General features: G+C 53.1%; 21 protein-coding genes and 1 pseudogene. 8 read left to right on the top strand and 14 right to left on the bottom strand.

The window, feature by feature from the left end; all coding sequences use genetic code 11:
• Positions 1 to 158: 158 nt before the first annotated feature.
• Together B9L19_RS16240 and B9L19_RS16235 are read right to left on the bottom strand one after the other, a co-directional pair.
• Positions 159 to 692 (bottom strand): annotated as a pseudogene (locus B9L19_RS16240) (rod shape-determining protein); the annotation flags it as partial.
• Between the two features lie 336 nt (positions 693 to 1,028).
• Complete coding sequence (locus tag B9L19_RS16235; protein WP_025949067.1) at positions 1,029 to 1,481, bottom strand: C40 family peptidase; 453 nt, start codon at positions 1,479 to 1,481, stop codon at positions 1,029 to 1,031.
• A 344-nt stretch (positions 1,482 to 1,825) separates the two neighbouring features.
• On the opposite strand from B9L19_RS16235, the gene B9L19_RS16230 reads away from it, so the two are divergent.
• The 5 genes from B9L19_RS16230 to B9L19_RS16210 all read left to right on the top strand — a co-directional run bounded on the left by B9L19_RS16230 (position 1,826) and on the right by B9L19_RS16210 (position 7,043).
• Positions 1,826 to 4,282 (top strand): putative bifunctional diguanylate cyclase/phosphodiesterase, encoded by a 2,457-nt coding sequence (locus B9L19_RS16230; protein WP_025949068.1) that lies wholly within the window; start codon positions 1,826 to 1,828, stop codon positions 4,280 to 4,282.
• Position 4,283: 1 nt separating this feature from the next.
• On the top strand, positions 4,284 to 4,655 hold the full coding sequence (locus tag B9L19_RS16225; RefSeq protein ID WP_047752279.1) for a DnaJ family domain-containing protein: 372 nt from the start codon (positions 4,284 to 4,286) through the stop codon (positions 4,653 to 4,655).
• 205 nt (positions 4,656 to 4,860) lie between these two features.
• On the top strand, positions 4,861 to 5,430 hold the full coding sequence (locus B9L19_RS16220) for a PX domain-containing protein (protein ID WP_047752285.1): 570 nt from the start codon (positions 4,861 to 4,863) through the stop codon (positions 5,428 to 5,430).
• A gap of 168 nt (positions 5,431 to 5,598) precedes the next feature.
• On the top strand, positions 5,599 to 6,240 hold the full coding sequence (locus B9L19_RS16215) for a precorrin-2 dehydrogenase/sirohydrochlorin ferrochelatase family protein (protein WP_047752278.1): 642 nt from the start codon (positions 5,599 to 5,601) through the stop codon (positions 6,238 to 6,240).
• On the top strand, positions 6,237 to 7,043 hold the full coding sequence (locus B9L19_RS16210; protein ID WP_047752277.1) for a PhzF family phenazine biosynthesis protein: 807 nt from the start codon (positions 6,237 to 6,239) through the stop codon (positions 7,041 to 7,043). The genes B9L19_RS16215 and B9L19_RS16210 overlap by 4 nt, the downstream gene beginning before the upstream one ends.
• A 111-nt stretch (positions 7,044 to 7,154) precedes the next feature.
• Here B9L19_RS16210 and bshB2 read toward each other — a convergent pair whose 3' ends face one another.
• Both bshB2 and B9L19_RS16200 read right to left on the bottom strand, forming a co-directional pair.
• Positions 7,155 to 7,808 (bottom strand): bacillithiol biosynthesis deacetylase BshB2, encoded by a 654-nt coding sequence (bshB2, locus tag B9L19_RS16205; protein WP_025949073.1) that lies wholly within the window; start codon positions 7,806 to 7,808, stop codon positions 7,155 to 7,157.
• Positions 7,809 to 7,821: 13 nt separating this feature from the next.
• Entirely contained in the window at positions 7,822 to 8,169 is a 348-nt protein-coding gene (locus B9L19_RS16200; protein ID WP_047752276.1) for a YojF family protein, read from the bottom strand.
• A gap of 163 nt (positions 8,170 to 8,332) precedes the next feature.
• Between B9L19_RS16200 and B9L19_RS16195 the strand changes: the two genes are divergently transcribed.
• Positions 8,333 to 9,103 (top strand): arginase family protein, encoded by a 771-nt coding sequence (locus B9L19_RS16195; RefSeq protein WP_025949075.1) that lies wholly within the window; start codon positions 8,333 to 8,335, stop codon positions 9,101 to 9,103.
• Between the two features lie 166 nt (positions 9,104 to 9,269).
• Here the strand turns inward: B9L19_RS16195 and B9L19_RS16190 are convergent, their stop codons facing one another.
• From B9L19_RS16190 to B9L19_RS16150, 8 genes are all read right to left on the bottom strand, one after another.
• The gene (locus B9L19_RS16190) at positions 9,270 to 9,554 is read right to left on the bottom strand and encodes an acylphosphatase (protein ID WP_011229915.1); all 285 of its coding nucleotides are present in this window, start codon (positions 9,552 to 9,554) and stop codon (positions 9,270 to 9,272) included.
• A gap of 88 nt (positions 9,555 to 9,642) precedes the next feature.
• The gene (locus B9L19_RS16185) at positions 9,643 to 10,389 is read right to left on the bottom strand and encodes a sirohydrochlorin chelatase (protein WP_047752275.1); all 747 of its coding nucleotides are present in this window, start codon (positions 10,387 to 10,389) and stop codon (positions 9,643 to 9,645) included.
• A gap of 10 nt (positions 10,390 to 10,399) precedes the next feature.
• Entirely contained in the window at positions 10,400 to 11,176 is a 777-nt protein-coding gene (gene cobA / locus B9L19_RS16180; RefSeq protein WP_025949078.1) for a uroporphyrinogen-III C-methyltransferase, read from the bottom strand.
• Between the two features lie 148 nt (positions 11,177 to 11,324).
• The gene (cysC, locus tag B9L19_RS16175; RefSeq protein WP_013146353.1) at positions 11,325 to 11,936 is read right to left on the bottom strand and encodes an adenylyl-sulfate kinase; all 612 of its coding nucleotides are present in this window, start codon (positions 11,934 to 11,936) and stop codon (positions 11,325 to 11,327) included.
• A gap of 12 nt (positions 11,937 to 11,948) precedes the next feature.
• On the bottom strand, positions 11,949 to 13,109 hold the full coding sequence (sat, locus tag B9L19_RS16170; protein ID WP_025949079.1) for a sulfate adenylyltransferase: 1,161 nt from the start codon (positions 13,107 to 13,109) through the stop codon (positions 11,949 to 11,951).
• Positions 13,110 to 13,139: 30 nt separating this feature from the next.
• Positions 13,140 to 14,213 (bottom strand): sulfate permease, encoded by a 1,074-nt coding sequence (gene cysP, locus B9L19_RS16165; protein ID WP_047752274.1) that lies wholly within the window; start codon positions 14,211 to 14,213, stop codon positions 13,140 to 13,142.
• Between the two features lie 15 nt (positions 14,214 to 14,228).
• Positions 14,229 to 14,936, bottom strand: a complete 708-nt coding sequence (locus B9L19_RS16160) for a phosphoadenylyl-sulfate reductase (RefSeq protein WP_025949080.1) — start codon at positions 14,934 to 14,936, stop codon at positions 14,229 to 14,231.
• 582 nt (positions 14,937 to 15,518) lie between these two features.
• Entirely contained in the window at positions 15,519 to 15,743 is a 225-nt protein-coding gene (locus B9L19_RS16150; RefSeq protein ID WP_011229922.1) for a DUF1128 domain-containing protein, read from the bottom strand.
• Positions 15,744 to 16,088: 345 nt separating this feature from the next.
• Between B9L19_RS16150 and B9L19_RS16145 the strand changes: the two genes are divergently transcribed.
• The gene (locus tag B9L19_RS16145) at positions 16,089 to 16,577 is read left to right on the top strand and encodes a low molecular weight protein-tyrosine-phosphatase (protein ID WP_025949081.1); all 489 of its coding nucleotides are present in this window, start codon (positions 16,089 to 16,091) and stop codon (positions 16,575 to 16,577) included.
• Between the two features lie 51 nt (positions 16,578 to 16,628).
• Entirely contained in the window at positions 16,629 to 17,462 is an 834-nt protein-coding gene (locus B9L19_RS16140; protein ID WP_025949082.1) for a YihY/virulence factor BrkB family protein, read from the top strand.
• 344 nt (positions 17,463 to 17,806) lie between these two features.
• On the opposite strand, the gene B9L19_RS16135 is transcribed toward B9L19_RS16140, so the two are convergent.
• Complete coding sequence (locus tag B9L19_RS16135) at positions 17,807 to 17,953, bottom strand: BH0509 family protein (protein WP_011229925.1); 147 nt, start codon at positions 17,951 to 17,953, stop codon at positions 17,807 to 17,809.
• Between the two features lie 123 nt (positions 17,954 to 18,076).
• Positions 18,077 to 19,210 carry an MFS transporter gene (locus B9L19_RS16130; protein WP_047752272.1) on the bottom strand — a complete coding sequence of 378 codons (1,134 nt, stop codon included), beginning with the start codon at positions 19,208 to 19,210 and terminating at the stop codon, positions 18,077 to 18,079.
• Positions 19,211 to 19,259: the final 49 nt, after the last annotated feature.

Genomic DNA, 19,259 nt, shown 5'->3' with positions numbered 1-19,259 from the left:
ATGCGGCAATCTGACGTTTTTGCCGAATGTCGGTTGTTTGAAGCAAAAAAGAAGGTGTCTCGAAAGCAACGGGACACCTTTTCCATTATGACTTGTTTGGGGAAAACAACCGTTTGGATGTTGCATTAGCCCTTTAAGGTGGCGCCGCGATGCCGATGCAAGGCGTGCCAAATGACGACGCCGCCAAACGAGATGATTGCCGCTTCCGTTTTGCCGGCCCCTAAATGAACGACGACATTCGCGACCGGTTCACCGACCGGCAAATCTGCACCGATGGCGGCTGCGACGGGTTCCTCAATAAAATGAATATGCTTCGCCCCGCAATGTTTGGCGATTTCGTAAAAAGAGCGGCGCTCGACGGAGGTGGCGTGGAACGGGACACTCATGACGACATCTGGTTTTTTGAAAGAGGGGCCGAGCTGTTTGCCGGACTGTTTGAAGACTTGCTGCAACAGCGCCTTGGCGCGGTCAAAATCAGCGATCACGCCGTTTCGCAGCGGATACGTCACGTCAACATGGGGCGGAGTTTTGCCGATCATTTGTTTTGCCTTTTGGCCGATTGCCATGAGCTTGTCCGCTTGGCGGTTATAGGCGACTGCTGCTGGTTCGTCAAAAAGAAGCCCTTTCGCCTGGCTGAACAGCCTGACATTCATCGTCCCTAAATCGACGCCCAGCTGTGGGGAAGCGAACAACGGAAACACCTGCCTTTGCCAAAAATCGATGAACGGGCAACCCATCATCATCTATAACATTCGACAAGGACCACAGCTTTATGTCCGCCTTGTCGAAACGAGAGGGAGCGGCCGTTGTTGGCCGAGGACCATAAAAAATTTTTGGTTTTTATGTATAAAAAACGAAAAGGGAGGGAATGAATAATAGCGTAACGTTTTCCAAGTATTCCCCCGATCCCCTATGAAATATAGCATTGGGCTCTCCAGTTTTGGAGAGCCGCTTTTTTTTTTTGGCATCATAAAAACTCCCTGCCTATTAAGCGTGCTTAATATGACAGAGAGCTTCCCGATCAACCGTTATAGACGCTTGGCTCCGACATATCTTGTTTTCCAATAGCTGCTGTTTAAGCTGTCGATTTTGACGCCGCGGTACACCGCATGGATGACTTGGTTGTTGCCAATGTAAATCGCAACATGGGAGACGCCTTTTGTGCTCTTGGAAGTGTCAAAAAACACTAAATCTCCCGGCTGTAATTGGGACTTATGTACGTATGCACCTTCTTTGTACATTTCTCGCGAAGTGCGAGGCAGGATGACGCCCACTTTTTTATGGGTATAGTAGACAAATCCTGAGCAGTCAAATCCTTGTGGCGTCGTGCCGCCATACTGGTAAGGGGTGCCGATCAGCTTTTTCGCTTCAATGATGAGCTGTGCTTTGTTGGCGGCTGCATCCGAATTGGAAGTGCTTACAAAGAAGGAGGAGAATAGAACGATCATGGATACGAACAGGAGAGAACACCATTTTCTCATTTCCCCTAACCCCCGACAAAATCTTTTCCGATTCGACGTTTCACAACTAGAGTATAACAGAGGAAACGTGACTTGTTTTTTACAGTTGGATTAAATAATGTTACAGCGCCGTTACAAATATAGCACCTCGTCCTAAAGGCTTATACCAATAGATAGATATTTTCGTTTCAGCCGCCCTAGCTTTAAGTCCGTAAGTGTGGAAACAGTGTCTCATACCCGAGTCCTATGGCCAACAGATGAATGTCGTAAGCTGTCGAACAAATAGGAACGATAGAGGGAGGCGGTGCGAAGAATGGCCGTCTTATAATGAAAACAGAGCGTGGAAGAATCAGTGACGGTGATGGATGATGTCGAATCAACTGGAATATATCTTGTATATCTTTGGACTTTTTTTGACGGTCAGTGGCGTCTATGGATATGGCCATTGGATGGCAAAACGGCATTGGGGAGGCATCCCATGGCTGGCGGCGCCGAAACTGACTGCTCTGTTTGCCGCTGTTTCCCTGCTTTTTTTAGGGGCAGGGATGATCTATATCCATTATGCTGAAAAACAAGAACATCGTGAATATGAGGAAGCCGCAAAGCAAATCGCCGGCATGATCGCCGGCAATTTGGCCGCCATGGGGCACGAACGGCTCGATGAAAGGGCGGAACATTTGCCTGCGTATCACATGGTGATGGCGGTGCTGGAGCGTTGGCAACATTATGGCCGCGTGTTGAGTGTGTATACGTTAAAAAAGAATGAACACGGTGAGCTATATTTCGTGGCAGCGCCAGCGACGGACTACAATCGGAACGGCCGCATCGACGGCGAAAAGGAACAAGCTGTTCCACCTGGGACGGTTTACCACCGCCATTTTCCAGAGATCGAAGAGGCGTTCCACGGCCGGTTTGCGATGGAACAGCATCCAACAACAGATGAATGGGGAAGAAGCATCAGCGCGTTTATGCCGATTCGTCAACCGGACGGGACGGTGGATGCGGTTGTCGGCATCGATTTTGACGCCAAAACGTATGAGCAACATTTGCAACGAGGGCGGAAACAGGCGATGTGGACGATGATGGCCATGTTTTTGGCGTCAGCGGTTGCCTATTTGCTCGCTTTGCATCAACAAATGGAACGCAAGGCGTTGGCTGTCTATAAAAAAACGCTCGCATCCAACGAGCATCGGCTGCGGCGGCTGGCGGAAATGACGATGGAAGGGCTGATCGTCTATGCGCATGGGAAAGTCGTTGAGGTCAATGAAGCGGTGTGCCGTTTGCTCGGCTATTCAGAAAGCGAGCTGATTCATTTGCCGATCGGGGAGTTAGTTGTGGATGGGTCCATGAAACTGAATCGTCCGCATGAGGAACCGGAGCGCTTTGAAATCGAGCTGCGCCGAAAAGACGGCACCGCATTTCCAGCGGAAATCGTCCGGCGCTGCTACGATTATGAAGGGGAAAAAGTGACGGTGGCCGCCGTCCGCGACTTGACGGAACAAAAACAAAACGAAGAGCGGATGCGTTATATCGCCAATCATGACGAACTGACGGGGCTGCCAAACAAGGAGGCGATGTATAAAGCGGTGGAGCGTTGCCTTGTTGAGGCGAAACAGCATCGCCATGAAGCGGCAGTCATATTTTTAGAAGTGAGCGGGATGAAAACGATCAACGACTTTTATGGCTACGCAGTCGGGGACGAAGTGCTCCTCCATTTGGCGCAAGAGTGGAAAGAAAAGCAAGGAATGACCGTCGGGCGCTGGAGCGGGAATGAGTTCATCGCCTTGGTGCCAAACAGCACACATCAAAAGGCTGAAGAAATGGCGAAACAGCTTATTGAGGCGGCGGACGAACCGATTGTCGTCAATGGGATGGAATTGTATGTGACCGTGAACATCGGCATCAGCGTCTACCCAAAAGATGGGGAGGATGCCAAAACGTTGATTCGCAAGGCGGATATTGCTCGCTACGAGGCGCGAAAAAAAGCGGCGAGCGATTTTCTCTTTTTCACGGAGCCGATGGCGATTCGTCTCAATGAAAAGATGGCGATGGAACGCGACTTGCGGCGTGCGCTTGAACATGAGGAATTTGAATTGTACTATCAGCCGCAAATTCGGCTTCACGACCGGCAAGTGATCGGCATGGAGGCGTTGATTCGCTGGCGCCATCCAGAAAAAGGGATGGTTTCGCCGTCATGGTTTATCCCAGTTGCCGAACAGACCGGCATGATCATCCCGATCAATGAATGGGTCATCCGCACGGCTTGTGAGCAGACGAAGCAACTGCTTGATCGTTTTCCTGACTTGTCCGTTTCCATCAACTTATCGCCATATGAATTTGAAAGCCGCCGATTTGTGGATAAACTCGCCCGCCTGCTCGCCGACGCCGGGCTGCCGCCGCACCATTTAGATCTGGAAATTACGGAGCGGATGACCATGGATACAGAACGTGCGCTTGATATTCTCTCGAAACTGAAGGGGCTTGGTGTGACGATCAGCATGGATGATTTCGGCACTGGTTACAGTTCGCTCAGCTACTTGACGGATTTGCCGATCGATCGGCTGAAGATCGACCGTTCGTTCGTTCAGCATATTCAAGGAAAAAAAGATGTTATCTTGCCGGCGATCATCCGACTCGGGCATAATATAGGTGTAAAGGTGCTGGCTGAAGGGGTCGAAACGGAGACTGAAGCGGCTTATTTGCAAGGAAAACGTTGCGACGAGGCGCAAGGCTATTATTTTTCCCCGCCGCTTCCGTATGACGAGCTCGTCCGGTTCTTAAACGAGCAGCGCATGAGGCGGCAGGCGCAGGAGCTGACGTAACATGGACGGATTTTGGCGCATCGCGGAAGAGAAAATTCGCGAGGCGATGAAAAACGGCGAGTTCGACAACTTGCCCGGCTTTGGCAAACCGCTTGAGCTCGAGGACCTCTCCCGCATTCCAGAGGAGTTGCGGCTCGGGTATTTGTTGCTGAAAAACGCCGGCTATGTGGGGGAAGAAGCGGAGTTGCGCAAAGAGCTTTTGACGCTCGAGGACTTGCTTCGCTGCTGCGAGGATGATGAGGAAAAACGGGAGTTGGAGAAAAAGTGGACGGAAAAACAGCTTCGTTTTGCCGAACTGATGAAAAAGCGGGGGCAGACGAATTCGAAGGCGCTGCGCGACTATGGGCGGCGCATTGAAGAGAAATTTCGCTGAACGTTTTTTTCAAAATAAATGGGAGGATCTCGTTTTTGCGGGTCTTCCCATTTTTTATGCAAGGATATCCAAAAAATGGGCAAAATAGGGAGGAGTTAATAGTTGGAAAGGAGGCGGCGCGCAGAAGAGCAAAAGCGGTGATGGATCCCAGTTGTCTAGTCGTGGGTGGATCGTGAGCGAAAGGAAAAGAAGAGGAGTGAACATGGTGAGAAAAGTATGGATTGCCTTTTTTGCTTCACTCATGTTGGCGATGCCGTCATGGGTGGCTGCCGGCAGCCATAAAGGAGAGGCAGCCGATATGCAGCTGCCGGTCGGCCATATGTGGAAGCACGACGGGCTGAATGAGCAAAAGTGGATGGAGATGGTTCAAACCTATACGCCTGAACAGGCAGATGAATGGAAAAAAGTGCTCGACGAGCGGAACGCGTTGCGTCAGCAGTTGAACGATGAGAACGTGAAACAGGCTATCAAAGAAAAGTGCAAAAAGATGAAAAAAGAGCGTGAAGCGGCGCTTGATCGGCTCATTGACGAGCTGGCCAATCAAAAAATCACCAAAGAACAGTTTAAACAAGAGCTGAAACAGTTGCATCAAAAGAAACGGTGGATGACGAAGGAAGAAAAACAGCAGCTTCATCAGCTTCATGAACAAACGAGGCAGGCGATGGAGAACAACGATGCGGAGGCGATGAAAAAGCTGCTTCCGCAATGGCTTGAGCATATGAAAAAGAAAAACGAACGATTGTCCCAATGGCTTCAAGAAGTGAAACAAGGGTGATATAATCAAGGAAAAGGCCGTGTCGGATGCACGGCTTCTTTTTTTACCTTTTGGCTGGGAACGCCTTTTGTTTGCCAGCCAAGGCAGGCAGTCGGGGGAGATCGCGTCTGTTTGTGCGCAGAAAACGATTCAGTCTGCCTGATGATGTTGGAATGGGAGGGTTGCGCCGTGGGGTACCCGATTGTTCTTCATTTGCGCGGCCGCCGCGCGGTCGTTGTTGGCGGCGGGAAGGTGGCGGCTCGGAAAGTTTACGGTTTGCTCGAAGCAGAAGCGGACGTTGTGGTAATCGCCCCGGAGGCGGTGCCGGACATTGAAGCGCTCGCGGCCAAAGGAGAAATCGTTTGGCGTAAGAAGACGTTCGCTGAAGACGACTTGGCAGGAGCGTTTCTTGTCATTGCGGCGACAAACGACCGGAATGTGAACGAAGCGGTGGCGCAAGCAGCAACGCCCGGTCAACTCGTAAATGTTGTGGATGACCCGGAGCGGTGTGATTTTCACGTTCCCGCTGTCGTCCGCCGCGGTTCATTAACGATCGCTGTCTCGACTGAAGGTGCAAGCCCGGCGCTTGCCCGCCGCATCCGCCGCGAGCTTGAGGAACAGTATGGGGAAGAGTATGGGCCGTATCTTCAGTTTTTGCGGAAGGCCCGCGATATCATTTTGCGTGAGATGGCGGACGATGCCGCACGAAAGCAGCTGTTTCGGGCGCTCGCTGCTGATTCCTTCCGGCAGCGCGGCCGATGGGATGAAGAGTTGGCCCAGCTATTGGCGAACGAAAAAGAACGAAACGGGGAAAGAGGGAGAGAGTCATGAACATTCCGATGTATATTGTCGATGCGTTCACCGACCGGCCGTTTGCCGGCAACCCGGCGGCCGTCTGCCTGCTGCCGCAGCCGGCCCGTGCTGAGTGGATGCAGCGTGTTGCCGCAGAAATGAATTTGTCTGAGACGGCCTTTTTAGTTCCGCACGAGGGTCGTTACCGTCTGCGGTGGTTTACGCCGAAGACCGAGGTCGACTTATGCGGACATGCAACCTTGGCAAGCGCCCATGTGCTGTGGGAGCGTGGAGAGCGTCGCCCGGATGAAGCGATTGCCTTTTTTACAAACAGCGGGGTGTTAACGGCTGTAAACAACGATGGCTGGATTCGGCTTGATTTTCCGAATGAAGCGCCGGTGCCAGTCGAGTCACCGCCCACTGAGCTCATTAGCGCCTTGCCGGTTGAGCCGCTGTATGTCGGACGCAACCGGTTCGACTATTTAGTGGAAATGGGCCCGGAACAAGTGGTGCGTGAACTACAGCCGGATGTTCACCTGCTTCAAAAAGTGGCCGCCCGTGGCATTATTGTGACAAGCCGTTCAGCGGCAGAAGGAGTGGACTTTGTGTCGCGGGCTTTTTTCCCGGCTCTCGGCGTGCCGGAAGACCCGGTCACCGGTTCGGCGCACTGCTGTCTTGGGCCGTATTGGGCGGACAAGCTCGGAAAAACGACGTTAGTCGGTTATCAAGCTTCAGCCCGCGGCGGCATGGTGCGGGTGACGGTAGCGGGCGAGAGGGTAGAACTCGAAGGAAAAGCCGTTACTGTGCTGAAAGGGGAGTTCACGGCACAGGCCGCTTTTTAGTTGTACAACGGAAGTTGATAGCTGGTTCAGCGGCTCGATGGGGTTTCGGTGAACGCGGGAACAAGGTGTCCTCATCGGGATGGACACCTTGTTCAAGGCAGGTTAGGCAGGTCAATCATCCCAACGGTACGTCCAAAACCGCTCCGTTTTGAGCCAGGCAAGCGCATCGCCGCGCTTGGAGGCTGCCTGCATCAGCCCTTCGGTTTGCGAACGGTGGGCGCGGATGGCGGCCAGCTTCGTCTCGATCACCGGGCTGACATCGCGGATGACGTCTGGCTGGCCAAGGTCTTGTTCGCAGTTTTTCGCAAATGCAACGCAATGGACGGTTGGCCGTTCTTCTTTCGGCCAGCGCTTTAAGGCGCGGATGACAGCGGCTCCACACGCATCATGGTCGGGGTGGACGCTGTAGCCGGGGTAAAACGTAATGACAAGCGATGGATTTGTTTCCGCCAAGATGGCGGCGATCCGGTCAGCCAGTTCTTCTTCATCCTCAAACTCGACCGTCTTGTCGCGATAGCCGAGCAGGCGCAAATCATGAATGCCAAGAATGCGGCATGCTTCCTCCAGTTCTTGCTTGCGGATGTGTGGAAGCGTTTCGCGGTTGGCAAACGGAGGCACGCCCATATGGCGCCCCATTTCTCCGAGCGTCAAGCAGGCGTACGTCACCGGCGTGCCGTTTTGCACATGCTGGGCGATGGTGCCCGAAACGCCAAACGCCTCGTCATCCGGGTGGGGAAACACCACAAGTACGTGTCGTTCCTTCATCGCAAGCCCCTCCTTATGCGAACGGCGTGTCGCTCAGCTCAAGGGCGACAGCCAGTTTCCCTTCGTAATCATGTCCGGCCAACAACAACTGCCCTTCGTTCGTCCATTCCCAATGGGTGAGTCCTTCGGCGTACACCCAGCCGATTTGAAGCTTCAGCCCGACGCGATACGGCCCCGGGCCGGTGATTTTGCCGCGAGTGAAGCGGATGCGGACGTTGCGGATGTAAGCGCCGGCGGAAAAAAATCGTTCATTATGATGAGAGGCGTACGCCCCGTTCGTCGTTTCTAAATGGATGTATACGTCGCGATTGGCGAAGCGATCCAACGCCTCTTGAACAGCGGCGGCGTCAATCGGCTGCACGCGGGGTCCCTCCTTTAGCTGTTTTCTATTATTGTACATGACCAAGGCATAGGAACGGAAATATTTCGTCTTTCATTGTATAATGAAGAACGGACACATCTTGGACTCATCCGCACCTGAGAGGCGTTGAACAACGATTCAGCGAAAGGAAAGGTGAGGAGAAATGGGGTTTCAAGGCAATGGTGTCACGATGCTCAATTTTGACGGCACTTACCGGCCGCAAAAGCGATTGTTCCGCTTTCCGCATGAATGGATCGATCTGTCGGATGTGCCGGAGACGAATTTGTATTGCAGCGGGGAGGCTCTCGCCGAAATCGAACGGCGGCTGCGCCGTCGGCGGATGCGCGGAGCGGTTTTAATCGGGAACGGCAACTTCCATTATGTAAGCTATTTGCTCATAAAGGAGATGAAAGAGCCGTTTACGCTCGTCTTGTTTGACCACCATACCGATGCCGAAGGGGGGAGCGACCGCCTCATTTCATGCGGCTCGTGGGTGGCTTACGCACTCGGACATCCGCAGCTGCAAAAAGTCATCATTGTTGGTCCGTCATGTTCTCCAAGCCATCTTCGTTTATCTCCAAAGATTACAGTTCTTCCTTTCGATGATCACGATGAATGGCCGAAGGCGCTTTTGGACGCCATTCCGACCGGAAGCATCTATATCAGCATTGATAAAGATGCGCTGCGCCGCGAAGACGCCGTGACGAACTGGGATCAGGGGATGATGCCGCTTTCCCGGCTGCTCGCTTGTTTGCGCCTTCTGCTATTCGATAAAAAAGTGCTCGGCGTGGACATATGCGGCGAATACCCGCCCTCCGCTGTCGACATGTTCGACTCGCTTTGTCGCGAAGCGCGGGGAAAAAATGAGCAGGCGAACATGGCCATCTTGGCGACATGTTTCCACTATGCGGCGCCGCATTTGCGGCCGGCGTAATCGAGCGGCGAGAAGCGCGGGAAAGGCAGAACCGCTTTTGGTTGGGCGATCAGAAAAGCAAGGAAGACGCTGTCCCTGCGGATTTTGGCAAGCGGGCCGGCGCTTCTGCCGGCTCGATGGCCGAAAAAGCCGGGAAGGCCGCTGCTTGAGGGGATGAGCCTCGTTGTCAAAAGCCGCTCCCGTACATAATGCGAAATTGTTTTTCATCGGAGCGGACATCGCGCGGCTCGATGTGCATGCGGGCGACTTTGGCAAACATCGTTCCGGCTTCAATGGTGTCCAAAAAGAGCTGAAGGGCGCTTTCATTCCCCTGAACTTCCATTTCCACTGTTCCGTCATCATTGTTTTTCACCCAACCGGTCAGCTGCCGTTTGAGCGCTTCGTGTTGGACGAAGTATCGAAACCCAACGCCCTGCACGCGCCCTTCCACGATGACATGAACTCTTTTCACGCCGATGAGCCCTCCTTCATGACGGTTGTTCTGCTTCCATCATATAATAGGTGAGGCGGAAAGTACATGAAAAAAGGAGCTTGATGGTTCAAGCTCCTTTTTTTACGGATGATAGCGATAATATTTGTTGCTGAATGAGCAGCACAAGCCGCGGGTGACCGCCTAGGTAAGAGCATAAATGCCACTCTTTGTCGGAAACAGAGAACCCTTGCAACTTCCGTTCGATCGTTTTCATTAAGACGCCGGTAAACAATAAGTACGGGACGACAAACACGCGCCGATACCCCGATGCGTGGGCCCGTTCGAGCCCTTCATCAAGCGTCGGGCGGATGGCAGCGAGAAAACAAACGTCCACGTGCGGCACGTTCGTTTTTTCTTTTAAAAGCGCAGCGATGGCGGACATGTCGCGCTTCGCGTCGGGGTCGCTGCTGCCGCGGCCGACAAGAAGGATCATTGATTCGCCGTCAAGCGGTGCGGACTGTTCGCTGATGCGGTCGATCATGATGTCGATCATCGCTTCATGGACGCCGAACGGAGCGCCGCAGAGGATATCGACGGATGGATGGTGCCGTCTCGCGATGTCCAATGCCGCTGGAATATCGTGTTTGGCATGCCCTGCAGACAGAAGGAGAAGCGGAACGACGATGACGCGTGTCGCCCCTTGGGCGACACAACGGTCAACGCCGGTGACAATGTCCGGTTCTGCGAGTTCGACAAAGCATAGCTCTTGAATCGGAATGTCGATGGCCCTACTGCACTGTTCGACGAAACGCGCCGCTTCATGGCGCGCGGCAGCAATGCGGCTGCCGTGGCTCACATATAAAACAGCTTCCATCGCCATCGCCTCACGATGTTGCGCCGGCGGCCGCGGATGACGCGAGCAACTGCTCAAACCATTGAATGTTGGCGCGCAGCCGGACGACGTCTCCGATGATGACCATGCTTGGATTTTGAATGTTTTCTTTCACAGCGGCGGCAGCGATTGTTGCGAGCGTGCCGGTGACGGTGCGCTGAACTGTTGTCGTTCCCCACTCGATGATCGCCGCCGGCGTCTCTGGCGCTTTGCCGTATTTCATCAGTTGGCCGCAAATGTACGGCAAGTTATGAATCCCCATGTAAATGGCGATCGTATCGATGCCTTTGGCGAGGCTTTCCCATTTGATTTCGTCACGGCTTCCGTCGCGCCGATGCCCGGTGACAAAGGCGACGCTTGAGCTGAACTCGCGATGGGTGACGGGGATGCCGGCATAAGCCGCCGCCGCGATGGCGGAGGTGATGCCGGGAACGATCTCAAACTCGATCCCATGTTTGGCCAGCACCTCGGCCTCTTCGCCGCCGCGCCCGAACACGAACGGATCGCCGCCCTTTAAGCGGACGACCGTTTTTCCTTTTTTGGCATGCCAGACGAGCGCATGGTTGATCGTTTCCTGCTGCATGGCATGGAAGCCGGGCAGCTTGCCGCAAAAAATGAGTTCGGCGTCCGGCTTGGCATACGAAAGCAACTCTTCATTGATGAGACGGTCGTACAAAATGACATCCGCCTGCTGGATGCATTTTAATCCTTTGACGGTAATGAGTTCCGGGTCGCCGGGGCCGGCGCCGACAAGATATACTTTGCCCATCGTTGTTTCAGCCCCTTCGTGCATGATTCAGCCAGCCGCCGGTAAACGGCATGGATGCTCGGCTGCTTTTATTGTAAATGGTCTGCCTTGGGATGAAAACGACCTTGTCAAATGACCTCCCGTTCTTTTTTGGCAGAGGACGGGGGAATCAGTCTGTTTTCGCGGCCGGGATCATTCCTCGCTCGCGCAGGTAGGCGAGCACTTGCTCGACACATTCGTCAACCGAATAACGGTGTGTTTCGATCGTCAACTCCGGTGCTTCCGGCGCTTCGTACGGCGAGTCGATGCCCGTAAATTCACGGATTTCCCCGCGGCGCGCTTTTTGATACAGCCCTTTCGGATCGCGCTTTTCGCATTCTTCAAGCGGGCAATTGACGTAAATTTCGATAAACTCGTCTTCTTCGACTAAGCGGCGGACGAGCGCCCGGTCTTCGGCAAACGGCGAGATAAACGCCGTCAGCACAAACTGGCCGCTGTCGACAAACAGCTTTGCCACTTCACCGATGCGGCGGATGTTTTCTGTCCGATCGGCGGCGGAAAAGCCGAGGTCTTTATTAAGCCCGTGGCGGATATTGTCGCCATCGAGAACGTAATTTTGAATGCCAAGCTCAAACAGCCGTCTGGAGACGGCGTTCGCCACCGTCGATTTGCCGGAGCCGGACAGCCCCGTGAACCAAAGGATGGCGCTATGATGGCCGTTGCGCTTGCGACGATCTTCTTTTGTCACCGATGTATGATGCCAAACAATATTCGTGCTCATCGCGATCCCCCTTTAGCGCGCTGACGGGGTGACCGTTTCGCGTTGTTGCAGCCCTTTGATCAAAACGGCGGCCACTTCCGGACGGCTGAATGTGCTCGGGGGCACTTGGCCGTTGCGCAGCATTTCGCGGACTTTTGTGCCGGAAAGGACAACGTGATATTGCGCGTCGTGCGGGCATGTTTTCGTCGATGCCATGCCTTCGCATTTCGTGCAATAGAAGCTATGTTCGAAAAAGAGCGGCGTAATGCCGAGTTCTTCGGGCGTAAAGTTCAAGAAGATTTTTTGCGCATCATACGTGCCGTAATAATTGCCAACGCCGGCATGGTCGCGGCCGACGATGAAGTGCGTGCAGCCGAAATTTTTGCGCACCATCGCATGGAAAATCGCTTCACGCGGACCGGCATAGCGCATCGCAGCTTGGAAGACGCCGAGGAAAACGCGGTCTTTCGGGTAATAGTTTTCCAGCAGCACTTGATAGCTTTCCATCCGGATGTCAGCCGGAATATCGTCCGCTTTCGTTTCGCCGACGAGTGGGTTTAAAAACAAGCCATCAACGATCTCGAGCGCGCATTTTTGAATGTATTCATGGGCGCGGTGAACCGGGTTGCGCGTTTGGAAGCCGACAACGGTGTTCCAGCCGAGTTCGGCAAATTTTTTCCGCGTTTCGGCCGGGTCGAAATAAAACGACGCAAATTGGCCTTTGTCGGTTCGTTTCACGAGCGTCACCGCTCCGCCGACATACACGTCCGGCTTTTCAAACAGTTTGCGCACGCCTGGGTGAGCAAGTTCATCCGTTTTATAAACGAGCTTCGCTTCTTTCGTTTTGTCTGGGCGGTAAATGTCAGCAATCTCAATGACGCCGTAGACGTCGCCGCGATAAACGAGTTTCGCCTTATCGCCGACGGCGAGCTCTTTCGCTTTTTCTTCTGTTACCGCGAGCGTGATCGGAATGCTCCAGACGGTGCCATTAGAAAGGCGCATCGTTTCCACGACCGAGTCGTAATCCGCTTTCGTCAAAAAGCCGGTGAGCGGGCTGTAGGCGCCCGTTCCGATCAGCTCCAAATCGCTCAGTTCGGCATTGGAGAGCTCAATCGTTTTTGCCGCCTCATCGAGCGGATAGTCCGGATTCCAACGATTGATCAACGTACCGCCATGCGGGATGCTTAAGCTCATGTTTATAACCTCCTAGATTGATAGATGTTGTTAAATGCCGCCGCCATGCTCATGAATCGAGCGCTTTTCTTCGGCAATTGTTTTTTTCAAACTGATGACGCCAAGCGTCGCCAAGCAGACGCTTAAGATCGCGACGACCGTGTAGACGTCGCTGTCAAGCAGCAGCTTGACGAGGCTGTATGAAATCACAAGGGAAAAAATCGGCGAAACAAACCAAACTTTTAAGAGCTGCACGACGATTCGCTTTTGCCAGATGGACAATCCGCTTTTCGCCGTGCCGATGCCGATGATCGCTGATGTCGTAATTTGCGTGAGCGGCACAGGCAAACCAAACAGCGAGGAAATGATGACGAGCATCGCTCCTGTGCCGGAAATGGCGCTTCCCTCAAACGGGGAGAAATTTGTAATTTTTTTCCCGTTCGTTTCCAAGACGCGGTGCCCAAGCAAAAGGGCGCCGGCGGCGACGAACAAGCCGCCGAACATCGTCGCCGACCCGCTCTCGATCAGCCCGGCGCCAACAAGCGGTCCGACCGCGTTGGCGACGTTGTTCATGCCGGCGGAAAACGCCTCAAAAAAGCCGGTGACGATAAGAAGCGCCATAAACGTTTTTTGCCAACGGCCTTGTTCAAGCTGTGGATATTTGCGCTTGAGCGCCAAAAACCATTTGCCGACGGCGAACGTAAACGAAAAGGCGATGATCGGGATGATGATCCACGCCGAGACGATGAACAACAGTTTTTGAAAATACACCGCTTGGCAGGCGATGCCGACGCCGACGACGGAGCCAACGGTGATCTCGCTTGTCGACAGCGGGATGCCCATCATGTTGGCGGCAAACAGTGAAATGGCCGCTGCGGCTAAAATAATAACGACAATGTTGATGGTGAGAATCGAGGACGGGATAATGCCCGACCCGATGGTCTTCACTACTTCCCCGCCGCCGAGGCTGCCGAGGAAGACACCGACGCCGCAAAGAAGGAGGGCGACCGATTTTCTCGGAATGGCGCCTGACCCGTAGGCGACGCCCATAGAGGCCGCCGCGCCGCTTGCCCCGATGTTCATGGCGAAGAAAAAGGATACGATAAACGCAATGGCAAGGAGCATGTCAATGTTCTCTCCTTAGGCGAGATGGAGACCGCATTCCGTCTTTCCTTGGCCAGCCCAGCGCCCGGAGCGCAAGTCGTTCGGATCTGTAGCCGGAGCGGTGCACGGGGCGCAACCGATGCTCGGGTAGCCGCGGTCGTGGAGCACGTTGTACGGAAGGCCGTGTTTATACACGTAATTCCAAACGTCTTTCCACGTCCAATGAATGAGCGGACAAACTTTAATCGAACGGAACTTGTCGTCTTTATTGATGTACTCCACATGCCGCCGCGTCGGCGATTGCTCGCGGCGCAAGCCGGAAATCCAGGCGGTGACCCCGGTCAATACTTCCCGCAGCGGAATGACTTTGCGCAGCTCACAGCATTTGTTCGGGTCGCGTTTCCATAACTCGTCGCCAAACTGCGCCTTCTGTTCTTCCAACGTCAAGCGCGGCTGTTTCATCACGATGCGAAGCGACGGATATTTTTCTTTCACTTTCGCGATTGTATCGTACGTCTCTTGGAAATGCAGGCCGGTGTCCAAAAAGACGATTTCTGCATCCGGTTTAACTTGGGAAATCAGATCAATGAGCACGATCCCCTCGACGCCGAAGCTGCACGCGTATACGATCTCATCGCCGTATTCGCGATACGCCCAGGCGAGGACGTCAAGCGCCCCTTTTGTTTCATTATCGGACGGAAAAGACGGTTTTTCCGCCGTTTCCCATTGATCATACGTGAGCATCGGTTTCTCCTCCTCACAAAATCAAAGAAAATCTAGGTAATTAGTAGGATATATAGCGGCCAAACGGCAATTCGGCGGCAAAAATCCTTCCTTGCATGAATCAGAAAGAGCGGGAGAAAGGGTTCCCCTTATTTTACTTAAAGATCTTCTTTAGCTGGAATTGGCACTTTGCTATAGGCGGCGGGTTGTCGGCGTTCATTGAGCCAATTCCTCCCTCACTCCCGAGCAACGTATGCAACGCATGGCATTGAATTGAGTGAACTACCCACCACCTACGCTTCGCTTAGAGGTGGGGGCTTCAAGCGACTTGTGTGTGTTCGCCGAACGGTAAGCCACACACAAGACCCCTTTACGCTTCCCTTCATTCCAAAGGTGTCCGTTCTAGCCATATTCTATCATACTCGTTGGCTAACGCCAACCGACATTCATCTCCCACTTTCACTTCGTTTCGAAGTGGGAGACTTCTTTCGGAAAGATGTTAAAATTTTAACACAATTGACGATAATGTCAATCATAGTTTTTCGATAGGAGTTATTTTTACGTGAAACAGCTGCATTGCCTGCCTAGCAGCAGATGGGAGCGTTATTTTTTGCGCAGGCTTCCAAGCTCTTCGACAATCGCCTGCATTTCGCTTGGGCTGAACGTCTCGCGTTTCATCACCATCTCGTAAATGTCTCTCAATTCATCGTACCATTCCTCGGAAAAATGGGACGGCTTGATGGCATCCAAGTTCAGCACTTTCAACTTTTGCTTCAACTGTTCAATCATATAGGCGACGTTTTCCGCCGACCGTTTTGATAAATCCATCCGTTTGCTCCTTTCATGGCAAGTTATTATGTATTGTACCATAGGTGCAGGAAGAATGGGGAGAGATTGGATGGCTTGTTTTTCTGATGAAAAAACGGATGATGTGGTAAAATGTAGGTGCACATGCATAGCGCAGGTCTAAAACGTTGGGAAACACCGCGTTTTCTGCAAAATGGTTGTCGTGAACGTGTGCGCAAGCGTTGCTGGCCTATTCGCACAATCTCCTCGATGGAGTTGTTTTGTCGTGACATTTCCGTCCTTTTAGGGACAAAAAGGCTAGGTGATCAAGAAGGAAAACGAACGGTGGAAAGCACCGTGGACATGGAGAGAGGGGTGGCTGTTTGGATGGTGAAAGTGCTGTTTGTTTGTCTTGGAAACATTTGTCGCTCGCCGATGGCGGAAGCGGTCTTCCGTCATTTGGTGAAAGAGCGGGGGCTTGACGGTCTGATTGTCGTTGATTCGGCGGGAACAGGCAGCTGGCATGTCGGTGAGCCGCCGCATGTGGGGACAAGAAGGGTTTTGACGGAAAATCAGATCGACTACTCCGGCATCCGCGCCCGGCAAGTGAACCATCGTGACTTGGAAGAATTTGATTACATCATCGCCATGGACGCAGCCAACTTGAACGATTTGCGCCGATTGGCTGGCTCCCGTTCGAAAGCGGTGCTCGCCCGGTTGCTTGACTTTGTTCCCGACCGGGAAAAAGACGATGTGCCTGATCCGTATTATACCGGGAATTTTGCCGAAGTGTATCGCCTCGTCCGCTCAGGATGCGAGCATTTGCTTGAGAGGATCATCCGCGATCATCGACTTGGTGTGGAGGAAGCAAATTGACTTTGAGGGCGGCGCACCCGTCTGGGGAAAAGCGAGGAAGGAGGGGAGCCGATGGTCGTAAATTTGGCGTTCATCCGTGAGTTGGCCCGCCGTTTTACGGAAGATGAAATCCCGCGCTTGTCAGCGGAATTGGCGTATTACTTTCTTCTGTCGCTCTTTCCGTTTTTGCTGTTTTTAATGACGCTGTTGGCGTATTTGCCGATTCCGCATGAAGATGTGCTTGCGCTCGTGCGGCAATACGCCCCGAAAGAGGCGCTTCACCTCATCGAGACGAACGTTCATCGCCTCATCGATGAGCAAAACGGGGGATTGTTGTCGTTTAGCATCATCGCAGCCATTTGGTCAGCGTCTAATGGCATGAGTGCCATTATGAGGGCATTCAACCGCGCTTATGATGTGCAAGAAGACCGGCCGTTTTGGATCGTGCGTGGGCTGTCGATTGTGTTGACGCTCGGCATGATCGTTGTCATCATCGTTGCCCTCGTGCTTCCGGTCTTCGGGCGGATAATCGGGCTGTTTTTGTTCTCTGCTCTCGGGTTGTCGCAACAGTTTTTGAATGTTTGGAACGCGTTTCGTTGGGTGACGAGTTCGCTGTTATTGTTTGCCGTCTTTACTGCCCTTTATTATTTCGCGCCGAACAAACAGCTTCGCTGCGTCAACGTCATGCGCGGCGCGCTGTTTGCCACCGCCGGCTGGATTGCGGCGTCGCTGGCGTTTTCGTATTATGTCAACAACTTTGCCGATTACACGGCGATGTACGGCAGCCTTGGCGGAATGATCGTGTTGATGGTTTGGTTTTATTTGTCCGGCATGATTCTTGTCTTAGGCGGGGAACTCAACGCCATGTTTGACTGTGAGCGCGAAGGGAAAAGACGGCAGCGTTAGCGTGCATAAACGATGCCGAGGCGGGATATCGTAACAATGCAGGGGATCTTGGCATAGGGGGGATCAAGATGACGAAACATACGAAAAAAGATGGGAGCACGAAGCAAAAAGGAAAAAACAGACCAAAGCATAAGACGAGTGGCAGTGCCAACGGCCAAAACGGCTATCATTGAAAGAAGCGGTCTCAAAAGGTGGTTCTTCGTTCAACATAGCACAACATATTGTAATATTGTGCCCCGGCGGTCGGTTTATGTGTATAGATGGAAATCAAAAAAAGGTGCCTTTCCTTTTTTGAGGGCACCTTTCCTTTCATGCAAACACAAGCACATCGAGCGGCCGCCGCTTTATTCAACGATCTCTTCGTGATGGTGGTAATAGCGCTCATAAATGTATTCAATTTCTGCGTCTGTCATATAGGCGAGTTCCTCGCGCGACAATCCCCGCACTTTTTCGATAAACTCGATCATATTTTTCCGTTCCGTTCTGCTCATGATCGCCACTCCTTTATACTGTTTTAAAACACAAACTTGATATCTTGGTTTTATTATATAACAGAGAAAATAAAACGGTCAACGATTTTTTTGAAAAAATAAAAAATAAAAAATAAAAAACGGTCAAGCCGCTGTTTCCTGTTCCCGGCGGCTGACGAGGCAAATGGCCGGGACGAGGAGGACAACGCTGACCGCGAGGAAAAAGGCGCGACTAGAGAGAGCAACCACGCTGCCGGCAAGCGGCGGGCCTGTCATGCTGCCGAGGCTGTACAGCATCCCGCACAACAAATTACCAGCGGGAAGCAGCGCTTTCGGCAACAGGTCGGTCATATAGGCGATGCCGAGCGAGAAGAGCGAACCGGTAAACATGCCAGCAGTGAACAAACAGGCAGCCAATCCAGCCGTGGACGCACCGACAGTGAGGGCAATCAAAAAACAACCGGCGCCGGCCAAGAGTGCACCGGTGATGACACGGCGCCGTCCGAACCGGTCGCTGAGCGTTCCGAGCGGAAGCTGAAAGATGATGCCCCCAAGCGAGAAGCATGGCAAGATGAAGGCGATCTGCTCAGCGCTCATCCGCTCACGCAAGGCGTACAGCGGGAAGATGGAATGAACAGCCGCTTCTAAAAAACCGTACGCAAACGGCAACAAAAGCGCTGGCCATGCCTGTTTCCAAGCGCCAATAAACCGACCGGCCGCCGACGAAGAACGTTCAAGCGGCTTTGGTTTTTCGTTCGGCAGCCAAAGGACGCCGATCCAACCGGCGAAACTAAGGAGAGCAGCTAAATAAAACGGAAGCGCCTTCTCGACCGAAGCGAGTGAAGCCAACAGCGGGCCGATGGTGAAGCCGAGGCCGAACGCCCACCCATACAGCGACAGCCGCCGTCCGCGCTCCGCCGGCGGAGAAAAGTCCGTGATCCACGTTTGCGTCGCAAAATGAAGCATATGGTCGCCAATTCCGATGGCAAAGCGAAGAACGAGCCAAACGAAAAACGATGGAAAAAGTGGAAAAAGGATGAGCGCGCATATTACAATAGAAGCGCCAAGGAGAATCATCGGCTTATATCCATATTTGCTCAACGGCCGCTCCAAAAATGGCGAAATGGTCAAAACACCGATATACAGGGCGGCGGCGTGCGCGCCGTTCATCGATGAAGAGACGCCGTTTTCATCAAGAAGCACCGCCAAAAGCGGCAGCAACATCCCTTGCGACAGACCAGAAACGGCGACAATCCCGGTTAAGATGGCAAAACGCATCGTGCATCCCCATTTCAGTTGAAATCGCCGGCCGATCAAACAAGCGAGG

The organism is Geobacillus thermocatenulatus, from assembly GCF_002217655.1.
Lineage (GTDB): Bacteria > Bacillota > Bacilli > Bacillales > Anoxybacillaceae > Geobacillus > Geobacillus thermocatenulatus.
This window is presented reverse-complemented; position numbering and strand designations above follow the sequence as displayed.